Genomic DNA, 19,756 nt, shown 5'->3' on the forward strand with positions numbered 1-19,756 from the left:
GCAAAACATCGTTACACTTGCCGCCCCCAAGGACGCGATCAGGACAAGGAATGTTACCCACCTCTTCTACCCTCCGGCGCACGCTGGTGGGTTGGTTGTATGCCGCCGCCATGGCGCATCTGCTCGTCAGCGTCATGCTGACCTGGGCTGGCCACTCGGGTTTGCTCGATGGCTATCTGCAAATCATCGAACAAGCCTTCTGGGCAGACGCCGCGCCTGCTGCTGCCCGCGCACAACAGGTCTGGTGGCTGGCGTTGTTCGGCGCCACCCTGCAAAGTTATTCGCTGTACATGCTGGCGCTGGTGCACATCGGCAACCGCCTTGAAAGCCCTATGGCGTGGGGCTGGTTAATTGCCGGGATCGTGCTCTGGGCCCCTCAGGACATGCTGATTTCGATTCAGGCCAACGTCTGGTCACACTTGTGGATTGACAGCTTTGCGCTGCTCACCCTGCTGCCGCCCCTGTTCTGGCTGTATCGCCATGACCGCCGTCCTCCCCCTGTCAATGTATTGAGTGAATCCGACCATGGCTGATTTTTCCCTTCTGGACTGGGCGCTCACGCTGTTGATTGCCCAAGCTGTTCTCGGTGCGCTGGATACCCTTTATCACCACGAACTGACCGTCGCCCTGCCCTATCGCCACAGCGCACGGCTGGAGCTGTCGATCCACGCGTTGCGTTCATGTTTCTACGGCATCCTGTTTCTGGGCATGGCACACCTGGCCTTCCAGGGCACGTGGGCAATTGTCATTGCGCTGCTGTTCGCGCTGGAGATCGGCCTGACACTGTGGGACTTCGTGGTCGAGGATCGCAGCCGCAAGTTGCCGGCCATCGAGCGCATCATGCACACGGTACTGGCGGTCAATGGCGGTGCGTTCTTCGCGTTATACGGTGTGCAACTGGCGCAATGGGCAACGCTGCCTACCGCCCTGAGCCCTATCGATTTCGGCTGGCGCGGTTGGTTACTGACGCTGTTTGCGATCGGCGTCACCGCTTCTGGTATTCGCGACGGATTGGCGGCACTCCGCATGCAGCGCGAAGGCAAACCGGCTAACCCGTTCGCGGGGCTTGCCTATAAGCGTGTACTGGTCACCGGTGGCACCGGGTTTATCGGTGAAACCCTGGTCAATCAACTGCTCGACGCCGGTCACACCGTCAGCGTGCTGGCCCGCGATCCGTTGAAAGCCGCTTACCTGTTTGACGGCCGTGCTCGCTGCCTGCGCTCGCTGAGCAAACTGGGCTACAACGAAACCTTCGATGTGGTGATCAATCTGGCGGGCGCGCCGGTTGCCGGTCCGCGCTGGAGTGCCAAGCGTCAGGCGCAATTGCTGGCCAGTCGGGTCAACACCACTGAAGCGTTGATGACCTGGTTGAAGAATGCCCGGCACAAACCGGCGCTGTGGGTTCAGGCCTCGGCCATCGGGTTTTACGGCGTGCGTGACGCCAGTGAAAGCCTTGATGAAAGTGCCACCAAGGGCGAGGGTTTCATGGCTGAGCTGTGCTCACGCTGGGAAGCCGCCGCGCAACCGGCCAGCGAACTCGGCGTGCGTCAGGTGGTCATGCGTCTGGGTGTGGTGTTCGGCCCGGGCGGCGCGTTGTTGCCGTTGCTGATTCCATTCCGTTTGGGTTTCGGTGGGCGCATGGGCGATGGCCAGCAGATCATGAGCTGGGTGCACCGCGACGATGTGATTCAAGTGATCGCCCGTGCATTCGACGACAACAGCCTGAGCGGCACCTACAACCTGGTCGCACCGGATGCAGTCAGTCAGGCAGTGTTCGCCGACAGCGTCGGTAAAGTCCTGAAGCGCCCGGTGTGGTTCCACATCCCGGCGGCCCCGGTGCGCACCCTGGCTGGCGAAATGGCGCAGTTGTTCTTCGATGGCCAACGGGTGGTGCCAGTTCGCCTGACGGAGGCTGGCTATACCTTCCGTTACCCGACCCTCGACGCTGCCCTGCGCGACCTGGCCTGAGGACTGTGATGAGCAAGCCCCTTTTGTACTTGCTGGCCGGCAACGGCAGCGCCGCCGATTGGTGGGATGATGCACTGCCGTACTTTCAGCGCTATCAGGTGGTGCCGCTGGAACTTCCGGGGTTCGGGAACAACCCCCAAGCGCCCTGCGAGGACCTCGCCGCCTACGCTCAGGCGTTGCTGGCAGCGACCGTCAAAGGCAGCGCAATCATGGCGGTCGGCGTGAATGCGTTGCTGGTATTGCATGCACTGCAACGGCAACCGGGGCACTTTTGCAGGAGTGTATTGCTGGCGCCGGTGGGGGCGTTTTTGTGGCAACGACGTCTGCCGGCGTTGATGTCACCGCTGCCCATTCGCAAGACCATCCACTGGTTGCTGGCGAACAAACCCACGCTGTTTGCACACAAGTTTTCCAGCCAGACCTGGACACCCGCGCAGTACCGACGCATGGGCGCCGGTTATGCACGCTGCCGGGCGTTTGTACCGCACTGGGATCTGGTGCGGGCAGACACCGCGTTGCCTTTGCTGGAGTGGATCAACGATCCGGTCGAGCTGGTCTGGGGCGATCAGGACAAAGTGCTGGGCATCGAGCAAGCCGCCGCATGGTCGGCGATTCTGGCCCGTGCCGATTTGACCATCAGCCTGAAACCCGGATGGGGCCATTACCCATGGATCGACTCACCGGCCGAATTCGCGGCGTGGCTGGAATCGGGTGAGCGCGGATTCGTCGCGCACACCAAGGGCGGGCGTTTACGTCTGGCAACACTGGCCGGGCAAGCAGTTCCCCCTGCGCTTTCACTCAATGACTGCAACGACTCACGCTTGCCGGCGTTTCTCGCCAGCCAACCGAACGCCACTTGGGCGGTGCGCTCTTCCAGCTATGGAGAGGATCAGGCCGATGCAGCGAACGCTGGTTTGAGCACCACGTTCCTGCGTGAACCGACGCACAGCGTGCCTGCGCGGATTGCCGAATTGAGTTCGTCCGGGGTCGAGGAAGTGGTGGTGCAACGCTTCATCACTCCCCTGCTGTCCGGGATTGCCTTTGTACGTCATCTGTCGGTCGAGCTGGAATGGGTCGAGGGTCACCTCGAGTCACTGGCCGACGGCCAGGTGAGTCCGCAGCGGGCGATTGTTTCGCGGCTCGGTACCTCCTGGAGCAGCGACACATTCAAGCCATCCCATGGCTTGACCGCGAACCTGCTGTGGCGCTTTTTACAGAACGTGTTGCGGGTCTTCCACTATGTGCCCGGCGACGTCGAATGGGCCTGGGACGGTACGCAACTGTGGTTGCTGCAATACCGGCCGATCAGCGATTACGGCTGGCGTCGACACCTGACCGCCGCCAACATCGCCGAGATCCTGCCGCCCCAACCGAGCCGTCTGGTGGAGTACGCCCAACGACGTGCAGCGGCCAGTATCCCGGCGATCATGGCGCGCTGGGATTCACGCGTTTTGCAGGACAACGAGCCGTTCACTGCGGTATTCGGCGGCGCCTCCTATATCAACAACGACCTGTTTCTCGCCCGCCTGGCGGACTGGGGAATCTCCGCCAGCAGCTACGCCGGCGAAGTCGGTGGCGCGACGCCGGAGCTGCCTTGGCGGCCTCTGCGTCTTTTGCGTTCGCTGCCGTTATTGCTGCGTATGCAACGCATCGCTCGCGGGCATTTGCTGACGCTGGAAAGCCGATTGCAGCGCTTCGACCAGGAGCTGACAGACCTGATCGCGCAAAGCGCCGACGGCCAGCAACTCGCCGACTGGTTCACCCGGTTCTATGTGTTTGTGGTGCAGGGAAACCTGTGTATCGCCACAGCGTTGGCCAGCAGTGGTGGCGATCTGCTGGGGCGCCCACCGACGGCGTATGACGACCTTGAGCACAGCCCACATCGACTGCCATGGGAAACCGATCCGGCGACGCCGCGCCCGGCACCGACCGAGCTGCCGTTGCAGGCATTCCCGCGATGGTCCCGGGCCATCCACCTGGCTCATTCAGCGGGTGCGCCAGGCTTGCGCGGTTACTACCTGCAAGTGCGCGAGTGGTATCGCGACAACCTGATGCGGCTGTTCTTTCGCCTGCACCATGCCATGCCGATGGCGGATCGGGCGCACTGGTTCGGAGCCCATCCGGAGATTCGCACGCGTGACGGCAGCTTCTGGCAGGACGGTCGTGAAGGCACCGAGCAGGCCACGGGGTTCATGATCTATCCGGGGCAGGTCCAGGGCATTCTGGGTGACGATATTCTGCTTGAAGACACCCTGGACCCCGGACGACACGCGCACTACCAGACCGCGCGGGCAGTGATCGCACGCATGGGCGGACGCTTGTCCCACGGCTCGACCTTGCTGCGTGAACTGCGCAAACCCTCGGCAGTGCTGCCCCAGGTCGATCTGGCGTGGTTAGGCCGCGAAGTGCGGTATTGCGATGGTGAGTTGACGTTGGTGAAGTAAGCGCAAGCCTTACCTCTCGCAGGTCTCAGCGACACAGCAGTCTTCGCGCGAAAACCGCTCGCGGTACGCCTGCGGTGTCACCCCCATGGCCCGCAGGAAACTACGGCGCAGGGTTTCTTCGCTGCCAAACCCGCATTGCACGGCAATCCGTTTGATTGGTACGCCGGTGTCACTCAGCAATCGTCGTGCAGTTTCGACACGGATCAGTTCGATGGCCCGCGCCGGGGTCTGGCCGGTGTCGGCGCGGTAGTGTCGGATAAAGCTGCGTTCGCTCATGCCCGCTTGCAGCGCCAGCGCCGGGATGCCGAGGTCCAGGCTGAGGTTTTCGGCGATCCAGGCGTGCAGTTCATCAAACCGATTGCCGTGCTGTTGCAGGTCCAGCGTTACGCTGAACTGTGACTGGCCACCCGGACGCTTGAGGAACACCACCAGTTGCCGGGCAACTTCCAGGGCAATCCCGCGCCCCAGATCTGCTTCCACCAGCGCCAACGCCAGGTCGATGCCGGCCGTAACCCCGGCCGAGGTCCAGACCGGGCCGTCGTTGATAAAGATCGGGTTGGGCTCGACCCGCAGTTGCGGGTGCTTTTGCGCCAGCTGATCGCAGCGGGTCCAGTGGGTGACCACGCGACGACCGTCGAGCCAGCCGCTGGCGGCCAGTAAAAACGCCCCGGTACACACCGACGCCACACGCCGGGAAACCGCAGCCTGCTGACGCACCCAATCCACCAGCGCAGCGTCTTCGGCCGCCGTGTAAACACCCCAGCCGCCCGCGATGATCAGCGTATCGGAAGACTCGCTCGGCAACGGTTCGGCCAGCAGCGCCAAGCCGGCCGAGGACATCACCGCACCGCCGCCATCGGCAATCACCGTCGGCGCATAGGGCGGCGGTAATCCTCGCTGCGCGGCCATGTCATTGGCCGAGGCAAACACCTGCAATGGCCCGGTGACGTCGAGCAATTGCACATTGGCGAAGGCCAGCACATGAACGGTTTTCGGTGAGTTCGGCATAATTGGCGTAATTCGAGGGCTGATTGGCGTATACGCCAAATCCTACGAGCCTACAGTCAAACCGTCCACCCAATAAGGCTGTGAACACGCAGACCAAGGAGATAGCGTCATGACGTTGCAGATCGGTTTTCTGTTGTTTCCACAGGTGCAGCAACTGGACCTGACCGGACCTTACGATGTGTTGGCCTCGCTGCCGGACGTAAAGGTGCATTTGATCTGGAAGGACCTGGTCCCCGTGACGGCAAGCACCGGTCTGGTCCTGAAGCCGACCACCACGTTCGATGGCTGCCCCGACCTGGATGTGATTTGCATCCCCGGAGGCAGCGGCGTCGGGCCATTGATGGAAGACCCACAAACCCTGGCGTTCATTCGCAAACACGCCGCCCAGGCACGCTACGTGACTTCGGTGTGCACCGGTGCATTGGTGCTCGGCGCTGCTGGATTGCTCAAGGGAAAACGGGCGACGACCCACTGGGCCTATCATGAATTGCTGAGTCTATTGGGCGCCATCCCGGTTCGGGATCGGGTGGTACGCGATGGCAATCTGCTGACCGGTGGCGGGATCACGGCGGGGATCGATTTTGCCCTGACCCTGGCCGCTGAGTTGTATGACAAAGACACTGCGCAATTGGTGCAGCTGCAACTCGAATACGCACCCGCACCGCCCTTCAACTCGGGCGACCCGCAAACCGCGCCAAAAGCCGTGCTGGAGGAAGCCCATCGGCGTGCAGCCGCCTCGCTCAATCAGCGCACGCTGATCACCGAGCGTGTGGCCGCACGTCTCGGTTAAGCGCTTGGTCAGGTCTGAAACAGACTTTTACAGCGCCCATAAAAAAACCCGCCGAAGCGGGTTTTCCAAGACCATGACGACATCCTGTCGCTGCATTCCTTGCAAATGGTCGATCATCCATGACCCTGAGCGCGTCCTGCGCTGCAGTTGATGGAGTCAGATTAGGCCTGAATCCACAGGCGCAAAAGACGACATACCATCGCCCGTGCGTAAGCCATTGGCTATACGTCAGGTCCAGCCCCAATCGGCCGATTCCTGCAGGCAAAAAAAAACCCGCCGAAGCGGGTTTTCAAGACCATGACGACATCCTGTCGCTGCGATCCTTGCAAATGGTCGATCATCCATGATCCTGAGCGCGTCCTGCGCTTCAGTTGATGGGTGTAGATTACGCTTCGGATCCAATCTGAAACAGGAGACATAGCTACTACTTCGTGTAAGACATTCGCCATTGCAGCACTTCCGAAAACCCTTAGACACCCCAGGTTTCAAGTGCCTGAGTCGCGTGTTTCGCGTCAGCTACGGCTCGCAATTCATTGTTCGACAAAGGCTTTCAGATTCACCAAGGCGTGGTCCCACTGCTGGCTGATCACTTCCAGCGAGCGGCGAGCCTCGTCCAGTTGCGTCGGCTCGAAGACCCATCGGCGCTCACGCCCCCGTTTGGTGTCACGCACCAGACCGGCGTCAGCCAGCACCCGCAGGTGTTTGGTTACAGCCTGGCGGCTGATGTCGGTGCCGGCGGTCAACTGCGCGATCGACATTGCCCCGCCACCACACAACACGTCGATCAGCCGCAGCCGGGTTTCGTCGCCAAGTGCGGCGAAGGTCAGTGCCGAGCGGCCCAGCGCAGTAGTGGCCGACGGCGTATCCAGCGTTAAGGCGTCAGGGGGTGGCAAGGTACGTCTCGATGTTGGTCATTTGTTCATCCCAACCGCGACTGTTCATGCGGAAGGCTTTCAGACGGCGTTCTGCCGGAATGTTATCGAAACCGGACTCGACGACCTTCAGCAGCGTGCCGCCGTCCATGTCTTCAAGCTCGAACAGCACCAGGGTGGTGGGCTCCGACGAATAGTCCATGTCCGGCTCCACTGCATACGGATGCCAGCGAAACGCAAATACCCGCTCGGGCTCGACCCGCGCCACCTGCACGTCCCAGACCAGATGTTCATAGCCCGGATAAGTGATTTGCCCCTGGGTTCGCTCACCGGCAACAAAGCGTTTGCCCTCGAGCGCGACACCAAACCACTTGCCGAAGGACTCGGCATTGGCCAAGGCGCGCCAGACGGTGGAGCGTGGAGCCTTGAGCAGGATCTTTCTTTCGATGCGATCTGATGAGTGCATAGGTCACCTCCTTTGATGAACACTAGGCCCGGATGGCTGAATGCGCAACTTTCTGGTTGCATAAAAACATTCGGACAGGCTTTACCTTTCTGTCATGACGCCTGGAAATGCTAACGTCGCCAGTGAACTGACTCAAAACAAGGATGCTTCATGTTGCCTACCCTTTCGGAGCGTTATCGCGGCTGCCTGCTGGGGCTGGCTTGCGGCGACGCAGTCGGTACAAGCGTAGAGTTCAAACCGCGCGGGTCGTTCCCGGCGCTCACCGACATGGTGGGTGGTGGCCCGTTCAATCTGAAGCCGGGCCAGTGGACCGATGACACGTCGATGGCCCTGTGCCTGGCCGAAAGCCTGCTCACAAAAAATGGTTTTGACGCCTTCGACCAGATGGGGCGCTATCTCAATTGGTGGCAATGGGGTTACCTGAGCTCGACTGGCGACTGCTTTGATATCGGCATGACCGTGCGCGAAGCCCTGACTCATTATCAGGAAACCGGCAATCCATTTGCCGGATCGACCGATCCGTTCAGCGCAGGTAACGGTTCGCTGATGCGATTGGCACCAGTGGTGCTGTTTTACTTCCCTGCTATAGGCCATGTCAGGACGTTTTCCAGCGATAGCTCTCGAACCACTCACGCTGCGCCTGAAGCCATCGAATGCTGCCAGTTGTTCGCTGGATTGATTTGCGAAGCATTGCAGGGCGCGTCGAAATCGGATTTACGACACTTGGGCCACGGACACTTTTCAGAACCCAAAGTCGCCACGATTGCCAGTGGCAACTATCTCGCCAAACCAAAATCCGAGATCGTGGGTACAGGCTACTGCGTTGCCTCGTTAGAGGCGGCGTTGTGGTGTTTTCATCACACCGACAGCTTCGAAGACGCCATTCTGCAAGCCGCCAACCTGGGTGATGATGCTGACACTACCGCCGCTATTGTCGGGCAGTTGGCCGGAGCTTTTTACGGTGTAAAAGGAATCCCCAAGAGTTGGCTTGCGAAGCTGCACATGCACGATGAGATTGAAACGACAGCCGACGCATTGTTACAGGCATCAAACACCCACCACACTCACGACTGATCCGACCGCCAGGTTTTGCCGCCGGGTTCATGCGTCACCTCCTGTGATCAACACCAGGCCCCAATGGCGATTGCGCAGCCTTCAGGTTGCGCAATCGCCATTGGGGTCGATCTTCACTGCCTGTCTGCGTATCAGGTGTTGTTGCAACCCTTGGCGATGGAGTCTTCATTGGAGGTGTAAGGTCTGGAAGGTTCCAGGTTCCACTCAGGCTTGTTGCGGGCAATGTTGAAATGGCAGACCAACTGGCGGCGCATGCTGCCGATGTTGCTGTCACGGTTGTCCGGGTTGTCTTTCCAGTTCGCGTCCAGGTAGTGATCGGCAGCCAGTTCGTTGAAGAAGTTGTTGGTCTGGCCGTCCTGTACCTTTCTGCCGCAATCGGTCGGCGTCACTTCTAGGGTCATGACCTTCTTGCCAAAGCCCGGGTCGTCACGCTCAACCCAGCTTGCGCTTTGTACGTAGCGATCACAGCCGTTCTTTTCAGTCGTGGGGTAGATCACCTGCTTTTTACTGTCGTAGACAAAGGCTGCGTCTTGTTGAGGGGTTTGCGGCAATTTCATGTTGATGACCGGCAAGTGCTGCTGCACCGCCTTGTACCATTGGATCTGATTAAGCCGGGCGCCCTCCAGGCCGCTGTCTTCGGTATAGAACAGTGCAAGGATCGATGGAGATTTCGGCGGACTCTCTTCCCACTTGGCCAAGCGCAGTTCGTTCTGGGTGCCGAACGATTCGGCAGCAATCTTGCTCATCGCGCGGATGCTTTGGTAGAAGGCCGGGCCCGAGGCACTGTTGCGTTCATCACGTACGTCGAATGAGCATTGGCGTGAATGATCCCCCCTGTTCTGCTGGTAATTGGCAGCCCATTGCTCGGCAGTGGCCACGCCTTGTTCGTGACAGAATTTTTCCACGTTGCCGGGGGTTCGCCGCGAGTCGGTGCAACCTTGTTGCCCGCGATCATCGGTGGCTGCATCGATCGGGAACGAACACAACACGGCGTAATCCTGATGGTCCTTGGGGTTACCGAAGATGGTGTCGAAAATGAAGCCGCTCTTGAGCCCATAGGCCAGCTTGCGGAACTTCGAATCCTTGCGCAGATACGAGGCGGATACCCCGCCACTCGCCTGGCTTTTCGGGCTGATGCTGTAGAACTGGTAATCGGTCGAAGGCCAGGTCGCCCGAAACAGCACACCCGAACACAGAAACGCCGGTTTGGATGGCCCGCCGCAATCTTGCCGGGTGTCGTTATAGAGTTGGTTGAGACGGGTAACCGTATCGCTGCCCAAATCGGCGTGGGCCGTGGAAAAAAATGACAGGCCAGCGATGGCAACAGCGCTGGCAATGGGTGCTTTGATTCCTTTCATAGGGATCCCTCCTGGTGGTTGAAACGGGACGGCCAGTGCAGGCCGTCATGTCCTTCTCGTTCAGCGCGGGACCGGGTTGCAACCGGCCGCTTTCGCTTCACTGTCTGAAACAGTGGGCCTGAAAGGCTCCAGGTTCCACGGCGTCTTGCTGCGGTAATTGACCAGCACGCAGTTCAGTTGCTGACGCATGCTGCCGGCAGACTTTTCTTCTTCACGCCAGTTCTGGTCGCTGCCCTTCATGGCGAACAGTTCGTCGTACAACGCGCTCAATTGATTACTCGGCAGCGCCCGCCCCTCGGCGGTGGGTACGACGCTCAAGGTCCATTCATCCTTGCGGGTGCCGGGGTCGTAGCGTTTGACCCAGTTGGCCGACGCGATGTACTGACGGGGCGGTGTGCTGACGACCGGGTCAACGGGAGCGTTGGTGTTCAGTGCGATCACCTGATCGGCGGCCACGTAGCTGAAGCGCTGCTCTGGGGGCTTGGTGAAGTCCAGGCGCAGAATCGGTACTGGGTAGCCCTGGTCATTCAATTTTTTCTGGAAGTTGCGCGCACTCTTCAGACCGTCTTCCGGCTTGGGCGGCGCCTGATCGCCTCGGGTGGCGAAGTTTTGCGTGCTGTTGACGTTGTAGATGAAGGCATCGATGTATTTCATGTTCTCGCTGCCATCGTTGGTGGCGGAAGCGTTTTTGAGCATGAACTCGTTGACTTGGGTCTTGATCGAAAACGGGTCCTTCATGGTGGTGGTTGCACGGGACTCATGCACCCGGATCATGGCATTCCAATCACTGGGTTTTTCGGCATTCCAGGAACACTGGCTGGACTGGATGGGGCCCTTTAACAGCCCTGTGTATTGCTGGCTCCACTTTTCTGCGGTGGTGACCCCGACTTCGGCACAGGTGCCGTAAGCCCACTGGGCATTCTTGTTGTTCAGCGTGCCCTGGGCGTTTCTGGGTGGCTCCTTACTGTCAAAGAAGCCGCAGCCATACCACTTGCGTTCCGGTCCGGTGCCGCCATCGAAAGCATAGATGCAGGTCCAACCCTGCTCCTTGACCGGCCGGTTCAACGCCGCCGCATCCGTTGGGGTGCGCATGATGAAACCGGCGGGATGAATCAGAATGCTGGTGCTCAGGTCCTTGCGAATCCAGGAGTAAGAGGTCGCACCGATCTTGATCGCATAAGGGCTGTAATCCCAGGGATTGAAAGGCCCGTCATTGACCATGCGCAGCGTCACGCCGCTGCAATAATAATGACCGCGCGCGGCCCCGGAATCGATTTCCTTGCAGTCGTTATTCAGCGTGTTGTAGTTGCGGTTGATTCGATTCAGGGTCTCGATAGGATCGAGGGCGGGTTGTGCGGCTATCGCCGATAACGCAAAGGTAGAAGTGAACGCCAGAATAATTGGCGCACATGCCATAGGGCGCATGCAGACCTCCTTGTCGCAGTGCTGGATGATGATTTCCAGTTTCGCAGCGTAGACCAAACCCGGCATGTGTTCCTGTCACTGGAGCTTTTTAGTCGGCGCGTCTCGGACTTATCCGATCGCCCTAAAAGAAATACCCTACGCAAAGCACCACTTTTCAAAGGATGAATCAGCATGAAAACACTCCACGGCAGTTGCCTGTGCAAGGCCATCACCTATGAACTCGACAGCCTCGACATGCCGATCAGCCACTGCCATTGCCATACCTGTCGCAAGGCGCATGCGGCGGCATTCGCTTCGACGGCCGGGGTCATGCGCGAGCATTTTCGTTGGGTCAAAGGTTTGGATAAGTTGTCATCCTTCGAGTCCTCGCCCGGCAAGCTGCGGCACTTCTGTTCGCAGTGCGGCTCGCACCTGGTGGCCGAGCGTTTGGCTCAGCCGCATGTAATTGTGCGGGTGGCGACCCTTGATGATGATCCGCAGATGACGCCGCAGGCACACATCTGGACCTCTCACGATGTGCCATGGCTGGCTTATGAAGGAATGACCGAGTCTGCCGAATAACCACCGCCACGGGTTGCACAAGTGTGGCGACTGCACTTCAATCAGCCTATTCAACTCCTCGAAGACCCACGCGAGCTTTCCATGCCTCCACGTTTTTTACTGGCACTTGCGCCGCTGTTGCTGGCGCCCTTCGCTCACGCCGACGACTGCGCTAATGCCGCCGACCAACGCACGATGAGCGAGTGTGCCGCCAAGGATTACAAGAAGGCCGACACCCAGCTCAACGCCCTCTACAAGCAGATCAATGACCGCTTGAAGGACAACCTCGAGAGTAAAAAACTGCTGGTCGGTGCACAGCGTGCCTGGGTGGCGTTCCGCGATGCCGAGTGCGAGTTCTCGGCGTCCGGGGTGGCTGGCGGCAGCGTTTACCCGATGATCTACAGCAACTGCCTGGCCGGGCTGACGCTAAAACGTGTCGAAGCCTTCAAGACTTACCTCGAGTGCCAGGAAGGTGACCTGAGTTGCCCGGTTCCCGGGGTTTGATGCTCGAGCGTCTGTAAGGGCCTCTTCGCGAGCAAGCCCGATCCAGAGCGGAAGCGGGCTTGCTCGCGATAGCGTCCGTGCAGGCACCGCGATTACCGAACGAACACCTGCGCCGTGGTGATCGCCATGTCGCCCCCCGGCATTTTGATGCTGCCGATCTGTTTCAGGCTGTCGGCATCAAAGATCGCCACGTCGTTGAAGGTCCCGGCCAGGTAGATCTTGCTGCCGTCCTTGTTGAAGGAAATGCAGTAGTAGGAGTGATCCAGGTTTGCCGACTGCAGCAGCTTCTTCTGCTTGATGTCGTACTTGGCCAGGCGATTGAGCACGCCGAACATCAGGTTCGGGTCTTTCGGCGAGCGCATGCCGCTGAAGTAGATCTCGGTCAGCGGGCCGAAATCGGTGGTTTCGGTCTTGCCGGTTTTCAGGTCGATGCTGAACAGGCCATAGAGGTTTTCGGCAGTGGCCGGGTCCTGTTTCTTGTCCTTGAATTTCGCTGTGGTGTAGAGCAGCGAGAAGTCATGCCGGTACGTCTGCTGGTTCCACACGTAGAGCACGTCCGGTGCACTGTAGTTCGGACGTTTCCAGTGCCGACTGGGGATCAGCACGTCGAACTTGCCGGTTTTCACGTTGACCTTATAGATGTCCGCCCCCGCCACATACAACGTGCCGTCATCACCGCTTTGCATGATGGTCAACTGGCGCGGTGCTGGAAAGCTGCGCAGCGGTTTGGCGCTCATACCGGCATCGGTGGCGTAGACATCCAGCCGTGGTGGCTGCACTTCGTAATGATCGTTAAGCATCAAGGTCGGGTTGGCGACGGTGTACAGCTCCTTGCCGTCGTGACTGAGGGTGAACGCGAACATCGACCGCGCCTTCTCCCCCGGTTGCTGGGTGATGCTGGCGTGGAACACCTGCTTGCAGCTGTCGAGTTCGACACCGTAGATATCCGCGTAATGGTTGTTCAGCACGTACGCGGTCTTGCGGTCCGGCGACAACTGAATGGTGCCGGGGCCAAAGGCGTCCGGCAGTTTGCAGGTCTTGTACAGGCTGTCGGTTTTAAGGTCGATGACGTTCAGGTTGTTCGGGTAATTGGTGGTCAGCATGTACTCGTGACCACTTTGAAGTACGGTGTTTTCATCGGCCAGAACGCTAAGTGAACAGGCACTCAGGATGGCGGAAGCGGCCAGGCCGCAGGCATTGATAAGGCGCATGCAGGAATCCTTCTTCGGTCCGATTACTTGTCTTTAGGGAACACGGTGCCGAGGTTGCGCCAGCTCTCGTTGGAAGCTTGGGCGTCCTTGTTCCAGTCCGGGTAGGTGCTCATCATGTCCGGAACCTGGGCCGGCCACCAGCAAGGGTCGGAACAGCCATAAAGGTCGGCTTCCATCGGCTGGCACAGCGACGACACACCGCCAAAGGCGTCGATTTCCCAACCCGGATCGGTGGTCGAGGCGCAGCCAGCGACGGAACTCATGGCCACGACTTCTTCGATACGGTTTTCGGCCGCGGCCTGATCGAGCTTCTGCGCTTTGTTATTGATTGCCTTGAGATGTTTCATATCAGTGAGCCTTGCGCGGAGTGATGTAACTGCTGATAAACGCAGGGTTGTGAGCCATGATCCGGGTGTAGACCTCAATGCCGAAGTCGACCCAGTCACGCATCAGTTCGCAGTAGTGATAGGTCGGATGAGTCGGGTCGCCATAACGGGCGTAGCTCTCGTGGTAGCAGCCGCCGGAGCACAGGTTGCGGATCTGGCAGTCTTCGCAGCCGGTGTTGGTCCGGTCCAGGCGCTGGGACAGGAAGTCGTTCAACTCGACCTGTTTCACGCCACTGTGAACATTGCCGAAGGTCGGCAATGACGAGCCGGTGAAACGGTGACAGAGGTTGAGTTCACCCTTGTGATCCACCGCCAGCATCTTCAGCCCTGCACCACACGGCAGGGCTTTTTTGTGGCCCTCGTGGATGTCGGTGATCAGCTGGTGGAGGTTGGAAAAACCGATATTGCGATGCTCCAGCGCCGCTTCCAGATAACGCCGACCGAGTTTCTTCATGTTGGCGAAAACTTCGATCAGTTCGTCGCTGGACAGGTTGAAGCTGCTGATATCACCCGAGGTCACCGGGGCAAAACCGACTTCGGCAAAACCCAGCTCGTTGAACAGGTGATCCCAGATGGTTTCGACGTCGGTGACGCCAGTGGTCAGGGTCACACGTGCACCAACCGGGCGGCTGTTGTAGCGCGACAGCAGCATCTCGGCCTTGCGCCGAACCACGTCATAGGTGCCCTGCCCGCCCACGGTGATGCGGTTACGGTCGTGCACGGTTTTCGGTCCATCGATACTCACCGACAAACCAAAGCGATGGGCATTCAGGTAGTCGACCGTTTCCTCGGTGAGCAGCGTGGCGTTGGTGGTCATGACGAACTCGACGAATTTGCCGGCCTCGCGAAAACGCTTCTCGCAATAATCGACCATGTACTCGATCAGCTTGCGGTTGCTCAACGGCTCGCCACCGAAGAACACCACGGTGAAACGCTCTTCGTCAGGGGATTCGCGCAGCAGCATTTCCACTGACGCGACGGCGGTGTCGACGTCCATCTTCTTGCCGGCCGATGGCTTGTCGAGGTCTTCCTTGTAGCAATAGGTGCAGCTCAGGTTGCAGCCAGTATTGACGTTGAGCACCACGGTGTTGATCGCCGTGCGTTCGACCCGTTTGGTGCCGATGTCCGGGGTCAGTGGCGAGCCGTCGCTGACCAGTTCCAGCGAGATCAACTCGCGCAGGGTTTCGCTGATTTCTTCACCGTTGAAGCGTGCCGCCAAGCGCTCGATCAAGTCCTCCGAGGAACAGCCGGGACCACGCAAGGTATCGATGATGGTCCCGGTCAGCTCATCGCTGGCGAACAGCGAACTGCTGGGGATATGGAACAGCATGCGGTCGGCATCGACATGCACTTCGTGCAGATTGCGCTCGACCAGATTCAAAATGGCGCCCATTACAACCTCCTGTGCAAACCCCGTTTGGCGAGGCCTGCGGTCATTCCTGAAAAGTGTCCGAAACCGTTACGTCAGCCAGCTCACGTTTTCAAATCAGGGAATGGGTGGATTGTTCCAGCGTTGCACGGTGACGATCATGTGGCCCTCGCCGGTCAGGGATTTCCCTGCGTCGTCGACGGCGGCGATCACCTTGAGGTTGCCGGCGTTGTTGGTGGACATCTTGCGCGCAGGGTTCGGCCCGGCATCGCCAGGGGTGAACACGCCGCTGTCGGCCTGCATGGTGCCGGCGAACTTGACGTCCTGATCTTCCTTGGCGCGATCATCAAAGGCTTCGACCTTCCATTGCGCCGGAAACACACCAATGCGGTACGGCTTGCCATCGACGCCTTTGCCCCAGGCTTCGGCGTCAAAACGGCCCTGGACTTTCGGCGTCGAGCCGCCACCCTCACCGATCCGCGCTACCGAAAACTCCGGCACCACCTTGACCTCGGCAATCTGGCTGTAGACCGCCAGCGTCGCGCCTTTCAAGTTGCCAATCGTGACCTCGCGCGCGCCCGGCTTGGCGTCGGCGGCGGCTTTGAGCCTGACCTTGATGCGCTCCGGACTTTGCTCCAGCACTTGCGCCACTTGCACACCGCTGCCGAAGTTCGGCGTGCCTTGCAGGCCGCTGCCGATCAGGGTCACCTCGGTTTCGCTGCCGGCCTTGAGGTAACCCGGCTGCACCGCCAGCAAACGGCTGGAACCCTGTTTGGCGGCGATAAAGTCGAGACCACGTTCATCGTGCTCGGCTTCGAACATCCGGCCTTGCAGCTCAGTGCCCTTGGCGGCAAACACCTGGCGCATGACCACCCCGTCGATGGTCACGTTGCCGCGCCATTCATACCCGCTGTAGAGAATCGCGCTGCCGTCGCCGTTGAACGGGCTGCCATCGGCGTATTGGCCTTTGACCGTGACCTTGAACTGGTCGGCGCCCGAGGCGCTGACGCTCATCACGCCGGCCAGTTCACCCTTGCCCGGCAAGTGGCCGCTGAAACTCCAGTCGCCCACCAGCGCGTCGGCTTTCGGTGCGGTTTTCTGCCAGTTTTTCCAGGCCGGGTTGTCCAGCGGATAGCGCTTGGCCAACAGCGGCACCATGTCTTTACGGGCAATGTCGAACCAGTCACGGTCGCGGGCCAGCGCCTGGTACTCCAGGGACGGCCATTGGCCGAGGTGGAAGTTCACCAGACGTTCCCACTCCTGGGTAGGCCGCCGTTGCAGGGCGATTCGCGCGCCGGAGTGGCAGCGACCGCACATCTGACTGGTCTGGTCATCGAAATGCTCGACGGTGTTGAGCCGGCGCTCCAGCGCATAACGCACGCCATCGGTTTCGCTCGGTGCCAGGCCCTGGGTATCGGCGAGGTATTTGACCAGCGTGCGACGGTCCTCATCACTGATCTGCAAACCATGCATGGTCTGCATCCGGGCGATGCTCATCAGCCAGCCTTCGGGGGTTTTGCGCTGGTGGCTGATACGGCTCAAGGCATTGCCGGCTTCAGGGGTGTGACAGCCCTGACAGGTTTCCTTGAGAATGCTTTGGGCGTCACGCGCCGCCATGCTTTGCGGAGCATGCAGGGCGGCACACGCAGCGAGCGCCAGCAGACTGGCGCTCATGCCTGATCGGAGTTTTCTCTTCATCAACGTCGAACCTCGCACGGTGCTTTCTTATTTTTTGAATGATCGTTTTCAGGGTCTCTGCCGTCGGCGAGCCGGTCGCTGACGGAGGCAGGAGAAACGTCTGCGAAGGAGCAATACACGGAGCGTGCCAGCTTATTAATAGCCTTTAAAATCAATCAATTAGCCATAAACAATGGATTTTGATCACTGCTGAAAAAGGTCCGCGGCGTCTAATATCGCGACAACTGTTGCACTCTGAGACGAGCATAGATGACGCCCTGCGTATACGATGGCCAGCTATCCGCTTAACCGCTTCAGCTACGGGAACTGCGCCATGCTCAATGCCTTGCTCTTCGACCTCGACGGCACCCTGACCGACACCGATGCGCTCCATCTGCTGGCGCTGCAACAGCTGTTGCTGGAGGAGGATGGTCGGGTCTTCAGCAAAGCCGAGTTCGAAGCCCACGTCAGTGGCCAGGCCAACGCCAACATGTGTCGCTACCTGTTCCCGGACCGCTCGGTGGCCGAGCACGAAGCGTTCGCCGAACGCAAGGAAGTGCGTTTCCGTGAACTGTCGCCGCAACTGACACCGATTGCCGGGCTGGTGCGCTTACTGGATTTCGCCAAGGAACAAAACATCGGCATCGCCGTGGTGACCAACGCGCCACGGGCCAACGCTGATCACATGCTGCAAGCACTGGGCCTGCGTGAGCGTTTCGAACATATCGTGGTCGCCGAGGAACTGCCCCGCGCCAAACCCGATCCCCTGCCCTACCTCACCGGCCTCGAACGTTTGCAGGCCAGCGCCGAAGTGACCCTGGCGTTCGAAGACTCGATCCCCGGCTTGACAGCGGCAGTGAACGCCGGGATTTTCACCGTGGGCCTGGTGACCAGCCAACGCCGCGAGACGCTGCTGGCAGCCGGCGCGCATCTGGTGATCGAGGACTTTGACGATCCGCAGCTGTGGGCGGTGATTGATCGCATGTTGAGCCGTCAAGGGTTATAGCTGTCTCACCCGTGTCTCAGTTTGCAACAACGCCGTGCGCTCCTCTCTGCTGCTTTTGGCCCTGAACCCCGCCAAATACAGCCCTTCGACAAACTGGCACAACCGTTGCGAAAGACCTCGTCACACGAACAAGACGAGGTCTTACCATGCCACTCCCTTATCTGCTTCCTGCCGTTTCGGCGTTCATCCAGCGCGCCCCACGCATGCTGATCGGCGCCGAGTGGGTCGAGGCCGCCGACGGCCAGACCATGCCCTTGCACAACCCGGCAACCGGCGAAGTGCTGTGCGTTGTCCCGAAGGCTACGCCAGACGACGTCGATCGCGCCGTGCTCGCCGCGCGTCATGCGTTCGATGATTCGGCCTGGACCCGCACCCGACCTCGGGAGCGGCAAAACCTGCTGTGGAAACTCGCTGACCTGATGGAACGCGACGCTGAACTGCTCGCGCAGCTGGAATGCCTGAACAACGGTAAAAGCGCGGCGGTGGCGCAGGTCATGGACGTGCAGTTGTCCATCGACTTCCTGCGCTACATGGCGGGTTGGGCGACCAAGATCGAAGGCTCCAGCGTCGAAGTTTCGCTGCCATTGATGCCCGATGATCAGTTCCACAGTTTTATCCGCCGTGAAGCGGTGGGTGTGGTCGGCGCCATCGTTGCCTGGAACTTCCCGCTGCTGCTGGCCTGCTGGAAACTCGGCCCGGCCCTGGCGACCGGTTGTACCGTGGTACTGAAACCGGCGGATGAAACGCCGCTGACCGCACTGAAACTCGCCGAGCTGGTGCTGCAAGCCGGCTACCCGAGTGGGGTATTCAACGTGGTCACCGGCACCGGGATCAGCGCAGGTTCTGCGCTGACCCATAACCCATTAGTGGACAAACTGACCTTCACCGGCTCCACCGCCGTCGGCAAGCAGATCGGCAAGATCGCCATGGATTCCATGACCCGGGTCACCCTGGAGCTGGGCGGTAAATCGCCGACCATCGTCATGGCCGACGCCGACCTCGGCAGTGCCGCTACCGGGGCGGCCAGCGCGATCTTCTTCAACCAGGGCCAGGTCTGCTGCGCAGGTTCGCGGCTCTATGTGCAGCGCAAACATTTCGACAATGTGGTGGCCGACATTGCCGGCATCGCCAACGCGATGAAGCTCGGCAATGGCCTGGACCCGAGCATTGACATGGGCCCGCTGATCTCGGCGCGCCAGCAGGAGCGGGTGTACAACTACATTGAAATGGGCCGTGAAAGCGGCGCGACCATTGCCTGTGGCGGTGAGCAATTCGGCCCCGGGTTCTTCGTCAAACCGACGGTGATTGTCGACGTCGATCAAAAGCATTCGCTGGTTCAGGAAGAGATCTTTGGCCCGGTGCTGGTGGCGATTCCGTTCGATGACGAAGCCGATGCATTGCGCATGGCCAATGACAGTCCGTATGGCTTGGGGGCGAGTATCTGGTCCAACGACCTGGCGGCCGTGCACCGGATGATTCCCCGGATCAAGTCCGGTTCGGTCTGGGTTAACTGTCACAGCGCCCTCGACCCGGCACTGCCATTTGGCGGTTACAAGATGTCCGGCGTGGGCCGGGAGATGGGGTATGCGGCGATCGAGCATTACACCGAGTTGAAATCGGTGTTGATCAAACTCTAAAACAACCCTTATCGATCGTTC

18 protein-coding genes are annotated in these 19,756 nt (G+C 59.9%); 9 read left to right on the plus strand and 9 right to left on the minus strand.

All coding sequences use genetic code 11. The annotated features are described in order from the left end of the window. Positions 1–50: 50 nt before the first annotated feature. From AABM55_RS19970 to AABM55_RS19980, 3 genes are read left to right on the plus strand one after another with little or no spacing between them, the layout of a single operon-like run. Positions 51–533: a cell division protein gene (locus AABM55_RS19970; RefSeq protein ID WP_347927471.1), complete on the plus strand. Its 483-nt coding sequence runs from the start codon at positions 51–53 to the stop codon at positions 531–533. Beyond that, positions 526–1,968, plus strand: a complete 1,443-nt coding sequence (locus AABM55_RS19975; protein WP_347927472.1) for a TIGR01777 family oxidoreductase — start codon at positions 526–528, stop codon at positions 1,966–1,968. The genes AABM55_RS19970 and AABM55_RS19975 overlap by 8 nt, the downstream gene beginning before the upstream one ends. Before the next feature lie 8 nt (positions 1,969–1,976). After that, entirely contained in the window at positions 1,977–4,412 is a 2,436-nt protein-coding gene (locus tag AABM55_RS19980; RefSeq protein ID WP_347927474.1) for an alpha/beta hydrolase, read from the plus strand. Positions 4,413–4,421: 9 nt separating this feature from the next. On the opposite strand, the gene AABM55_RS19985 is transcribed toward AABM55_RS19980, so the two are convergent. Next, a complete protein-coding gene (locus tag AABM55_RS19985) occupies positions 4,422–5,420 on the minus strand; it encodes a GlxA family transcriptional regulator (protein WP_347927476.1) in 999 nt (332 codons plus the stop codon). Positions 5,421–5,529: 109 nt separating this feature from the next. Between AABM55_RS19985 and inhA the strand changes: the two genes are divergently transcribed. Then, a complete protein-coding gene (gene inhA / locus AABM55_RS19990) occupies positions 5,530–6,210 on the plus strand; it encodes an isonitrile hydratase (protein WP_347927478.1) in 681 nt (226 codons plus the stop codon). A gap of 530 nt (positions 6,211–6,740) precedes the next feature. On the opposite strand, the gene AABM55_RS19995 is transcribed toward inhA, so the two are convergent. Next, complete coding sequence (locus AABM55_RS19995; RefSeq protein ID WP_347927479.1) at positions 6,741–7,103, minus strand: metalloregulator ArsR/SmtB family transcription factor; 363 nt, start codon at positions 7,101–7,103, stop codon at positions 6,741–6,743. Continuing rightward, positions 7,090–7,548: an SRPBCC family protein gene (locus AABM55_RS20000; RefSeq protein WP_347927481.1), complete on the minus strand. Its 459-nt coding sequence runs from the start codon at positions 7,546–7,548 to the stop codon at positions 7,090–7,092. The genes AABM55_RS19995 and AABM55_RS20000 overlap by 14 nt, the downstream gene beginning before the upstream one ends. Positions 7,549–7,698: 150 nt before the next feature. Between AABM55_RS20000 and AABM55_RS20005 the strand changes: the two genes are divergently transcribed. Beyond that, positions 7,699–8,622 carry an ADP-ribosylglycohydrolase family protein gene (locus AABM55_RS20005; protein ID WP_054596433.1) on the plus strand — a complete coding sequence of 308 codons (924 nt, stop codon included), beginning with the start codon at positions 7,699–7,701 and terminating at the stop codon, positions 8,620–8,622. Positions 8,623–8,753: 131 nt separating this feature from the next. Here AABM55_RS20005 and AABM55_RS20010 read toward each other — a convergent pair whose 3' ends face one another. Together AABM55_RS20010 and AABM55_RS20015 are read right to left on the minus strand one after the other, a co-directional pair. Beyond that, entirely contained in the window at positions 8,754–9,980 is a 1,227-nt protein-coding gene (locus AABM55_RS20010) for a DUF2599 domain-containing protein (protein WP_054596432.1), read from the minus strand. 60 nt (positions 9,981–10,040) lie between these two features. Next, a complete protein-coding gene (locus tag AABM55_RS20015) occupies positions 10,041–11,396 on the minus strand; it encodes a DUF2599 domain-containing protein (protein WP_347930068.1) in 1,356 nt (451 codons plus the stop codon). 180 nt (positions 11,397–11,576) lie between these two features. Here AABM55_RS20015 and AABM55_RS20020 point away from each other — a divergent pair, with 180 nt between their 5' ends. Next, complete coding sequence (locus AABM55_RS20020) at positions 11,577–11,966, plus strand: GFA family protein (protein WP_054596431.1); 390 nt, start codon at positions 11,577–11,579, stop codon at positions 11,964–11,966. Positions 11,967–12,047: 81 nt separating this feature from the next. Next, a complete protein-coding gene (locus AABM55_RS20025; protein ID WP_347927483.1) occupies positions 12,048–12,449 on the plus strand; it encodes a lysozyme inhibitor LprI family protein in 402 nt (133 codons plus the stop codon). Positions 12,450–12,541: 92 nt separating this feature from the next. Here AABM55_RS20025 and peaD read toward each other — a convergent pair whose 3' ends face one another. The 4 genes from peaD to peaA form a co-directional block, all read right to left on the minus strand. Beyond that, a complete protein-coding gene (gene peaD / locus AABM55_RS20030; RefSeq protein ID WP_347927485.1) occupies positions 12,542–13,660 on the minus strand; it encodes a quinohemoprotein amine dehydrogenase subunit beta in 1,119 nt (372 codons plus the stop codon). A gap of 23 nt (positions 13,661–13,683) precedes the next feature. Further along, on the minus strand, positions 13,684–14,007 hold the full coding sequence (gene qhpC, locus AABM55_RS20035; protein ID WP_054596428.1) for a quinohemoprotein amine dehydrogenase subunit gamma: 324 nt from the start codon (positions 14,005–14,007) through the stop codon (positions 13,684–13,686). A 1-nt stretch (position 14,008) separates the two neighbouring features. Further along, complete coding sequence (gene peaB / locus AABM55_RS20040; RefSeq protein ID WP_347927487.1) at positions 14,009–15,439, minus strand: quinohemoprotein amine dehydrogenase maturation protein; 1,431 nt, start codon at positions 15,437–15,439, stop codon at positions 14,009–14,011. Positions 15,440–15,532: 93 nt separating this feature from the next. After that, positions 15,533–17,113 carry a quinohemoprotein amine dehydrogenase subunit alpha gene (peaA, locus tag AABM55_RS20045; RefSeq protein ID WP_347927489.1) on the minus strand — a complete coding sequence of 527 codons (1,581 nt, stop codon included), beginning with the start codon at positions 17,111–17,113 and terminating at the stop codon, positions 15,533–15,535. Positions 17,114–17,426: 313 nt separating this feature from the next. Here peaA and AABM55_RS20050 point away from each other — a divergent pair, with 313 nt between their 5' ends. Both AABM55_RS20050 and AABM55_RS20055 read left to right on the plus strand, forming a co-directional pair. Beyond that, the gene (locus tag AABM55_RS20050) at positions 17,427–18,098 is read left to right on the plus strand and encodes an HAD-IA family hydrolase (protein ID WP_347927491.1); all 672 of its coding nucleotides are present in this window, start codon (positions 17,427–17,429) and stop codon (positions 18,096–18,098) included. A 146-nt stretch (positions 18,099–18,244) separates the two neighbouring features. Further along, positions 18,245–19,735 (plus strand): aldehyde dehydrogenase family protein, encoded by a 1,491-nt coding sequence (locus tag AABM55_RS20055; protein WP_347927493.1) that lies wholly within the window; start codon positions 18,245–18,247, stop codon positions 19,733–19,735. Positions 19,736–19,756 lie beyond the last annotated feature (21 nt).

Origin of the sequence: Pseudomonas helvetica (genome assembly GCF_039908645.1) — a bacterium.
GTDB lineage: Bacteria > Pseudomonadota > Gammaproteobacteria > Pseudomonadales > Pseudomonadaceae > Aquipseudomonas > Aquipseudomonas helvetica.

What these genes read in the sequence shown, in the direction of transcription:
- AABM55_RS20055 (WP_347927493.1), top strand. Translation starts at nt 18,245, where the DNA reads ATGCCACTCCCTTATCTGCTTCCTGCCGTTTCGGCGTTCATCCAGCGC.
- AABM55_RS20050 (WP_347927491.1), top strand. Translation starts at nt 17,427, where the DNA reads ATGCTCAATGCCTTGCTCTTCGACCTCGACGGCACCCTGACCGACACC.
- AABM55_RS20005 (WP_054596433.1), top strand. Translation starts at nt 7,699, where the DNA reads ATGTTGCCTACCCTTTCGGAGCGTTATCGCGGCTGCCTGCTGGGGCTG.
- AABM55_RS20010 (WP_054596432.1), bottom strand. Translation starts at nt 9,980, where the DNA reads ATGAAAGGAATCAAAGCACCCATTGCCAGCGCTGTTGCCATCGCTGGC.
- peaD (WP_347927485.1), bottom strand. Translation starts at nt 13,660, where the DNA reads ATGCGCCTTATCAATGCCTGCGGCCTGGCCGCTTCCGCCATCCTGAGT.
- AABM55_RS20020 (WP_054596431.1), top strand. Translation starts at nt 11,577, where the DNA reads ATGAAAACACTCCACGGCAGTTGCCTGTGCAAGGCCATCACCTATGAA.
- AABM55_RS19975 (WP_347927472.1), top strand. Translation starts at nt 526, where the DNA reads ATGGCTGATTTTTCCCTTCTGGACTGGGCGCTCACGCTGTTGATTGCC.
- AABM55_RS20015 (WP_347930068.1), bottom strand. Translation starts at nt 11,396, where the DNA reads ATGGCATGTGCGCCAATTATTCTGGCGTTCACTTCTACCTTTGCGTTA.
- qhpC (WP_054596428.1), bottom strand. Translation starts at nt 14,007, where the DNA reads ATGAAACATCTCAAGGCAATCAATAACAAAGCGCAGAAGCTCGATCAG.
- AABM55_RS20000 (WP_347927481.1), bottom strand. Translation starts at nt 7,548, where the DNA reads ATGCACTCATCAGATCGCATCGAAAGAAAGATCCTGCTCAAGGCTCCA.
- AABM55_RS19985 (WP_347927476.1), bottom strand. Translation starts at nt 5,420, where the DNA reads ATGCCGAACTCACCGAAAACCGTTCATGTGCTGGCCTTCGCCAATGTG.
- AABM55_RS20025 (WP_347927483.1), top strand. Translation starts at nt 12,048, where the DNA reads ATGCCTCCACGTTTTTTACTGGCACTTGCGCCGCTGTTGCTGGCGCCC.
- peaB (WP_347927487.1), bottom strand. Translation starts at nt 15,439, where the DNA reads ATGGGCGCCATTTTGAATCTGGTCGAGCGCAATCTGCACGAAGTGCAT.
- AABM55_RS19970 (WP_347927471.1), top strand. Translation starts at nt 51, where the DNA reads ATGTTACCCACCTCTTCTACCCTCCGGCGCACGCTGGTGGGTTGGTTG.
- peaA (WP_347927489.1), bottom strand. Translation starts at nt 17,113, where the DNA reads ATGAAGAGAAAACTCCGATCAGGCATGAGCGCCAGTCTGCTGGCGCTC.
- inhA (WP_347927478.1), top strand. Translation starts at nt 5,530, where the DNA reads ATGACGTTGCAGATCGGTTTTCTGTTGTTTCCACAGGTGCAGCAACTG.
- AABM55_RS19980 (WP_347927474.1), top strand. Translation starts at nt 1,977, where the DNA reads ATGAGCAAGCCCCTTTTGTACTTGCTGGCCGGCAACGGCAGCGCCGCC.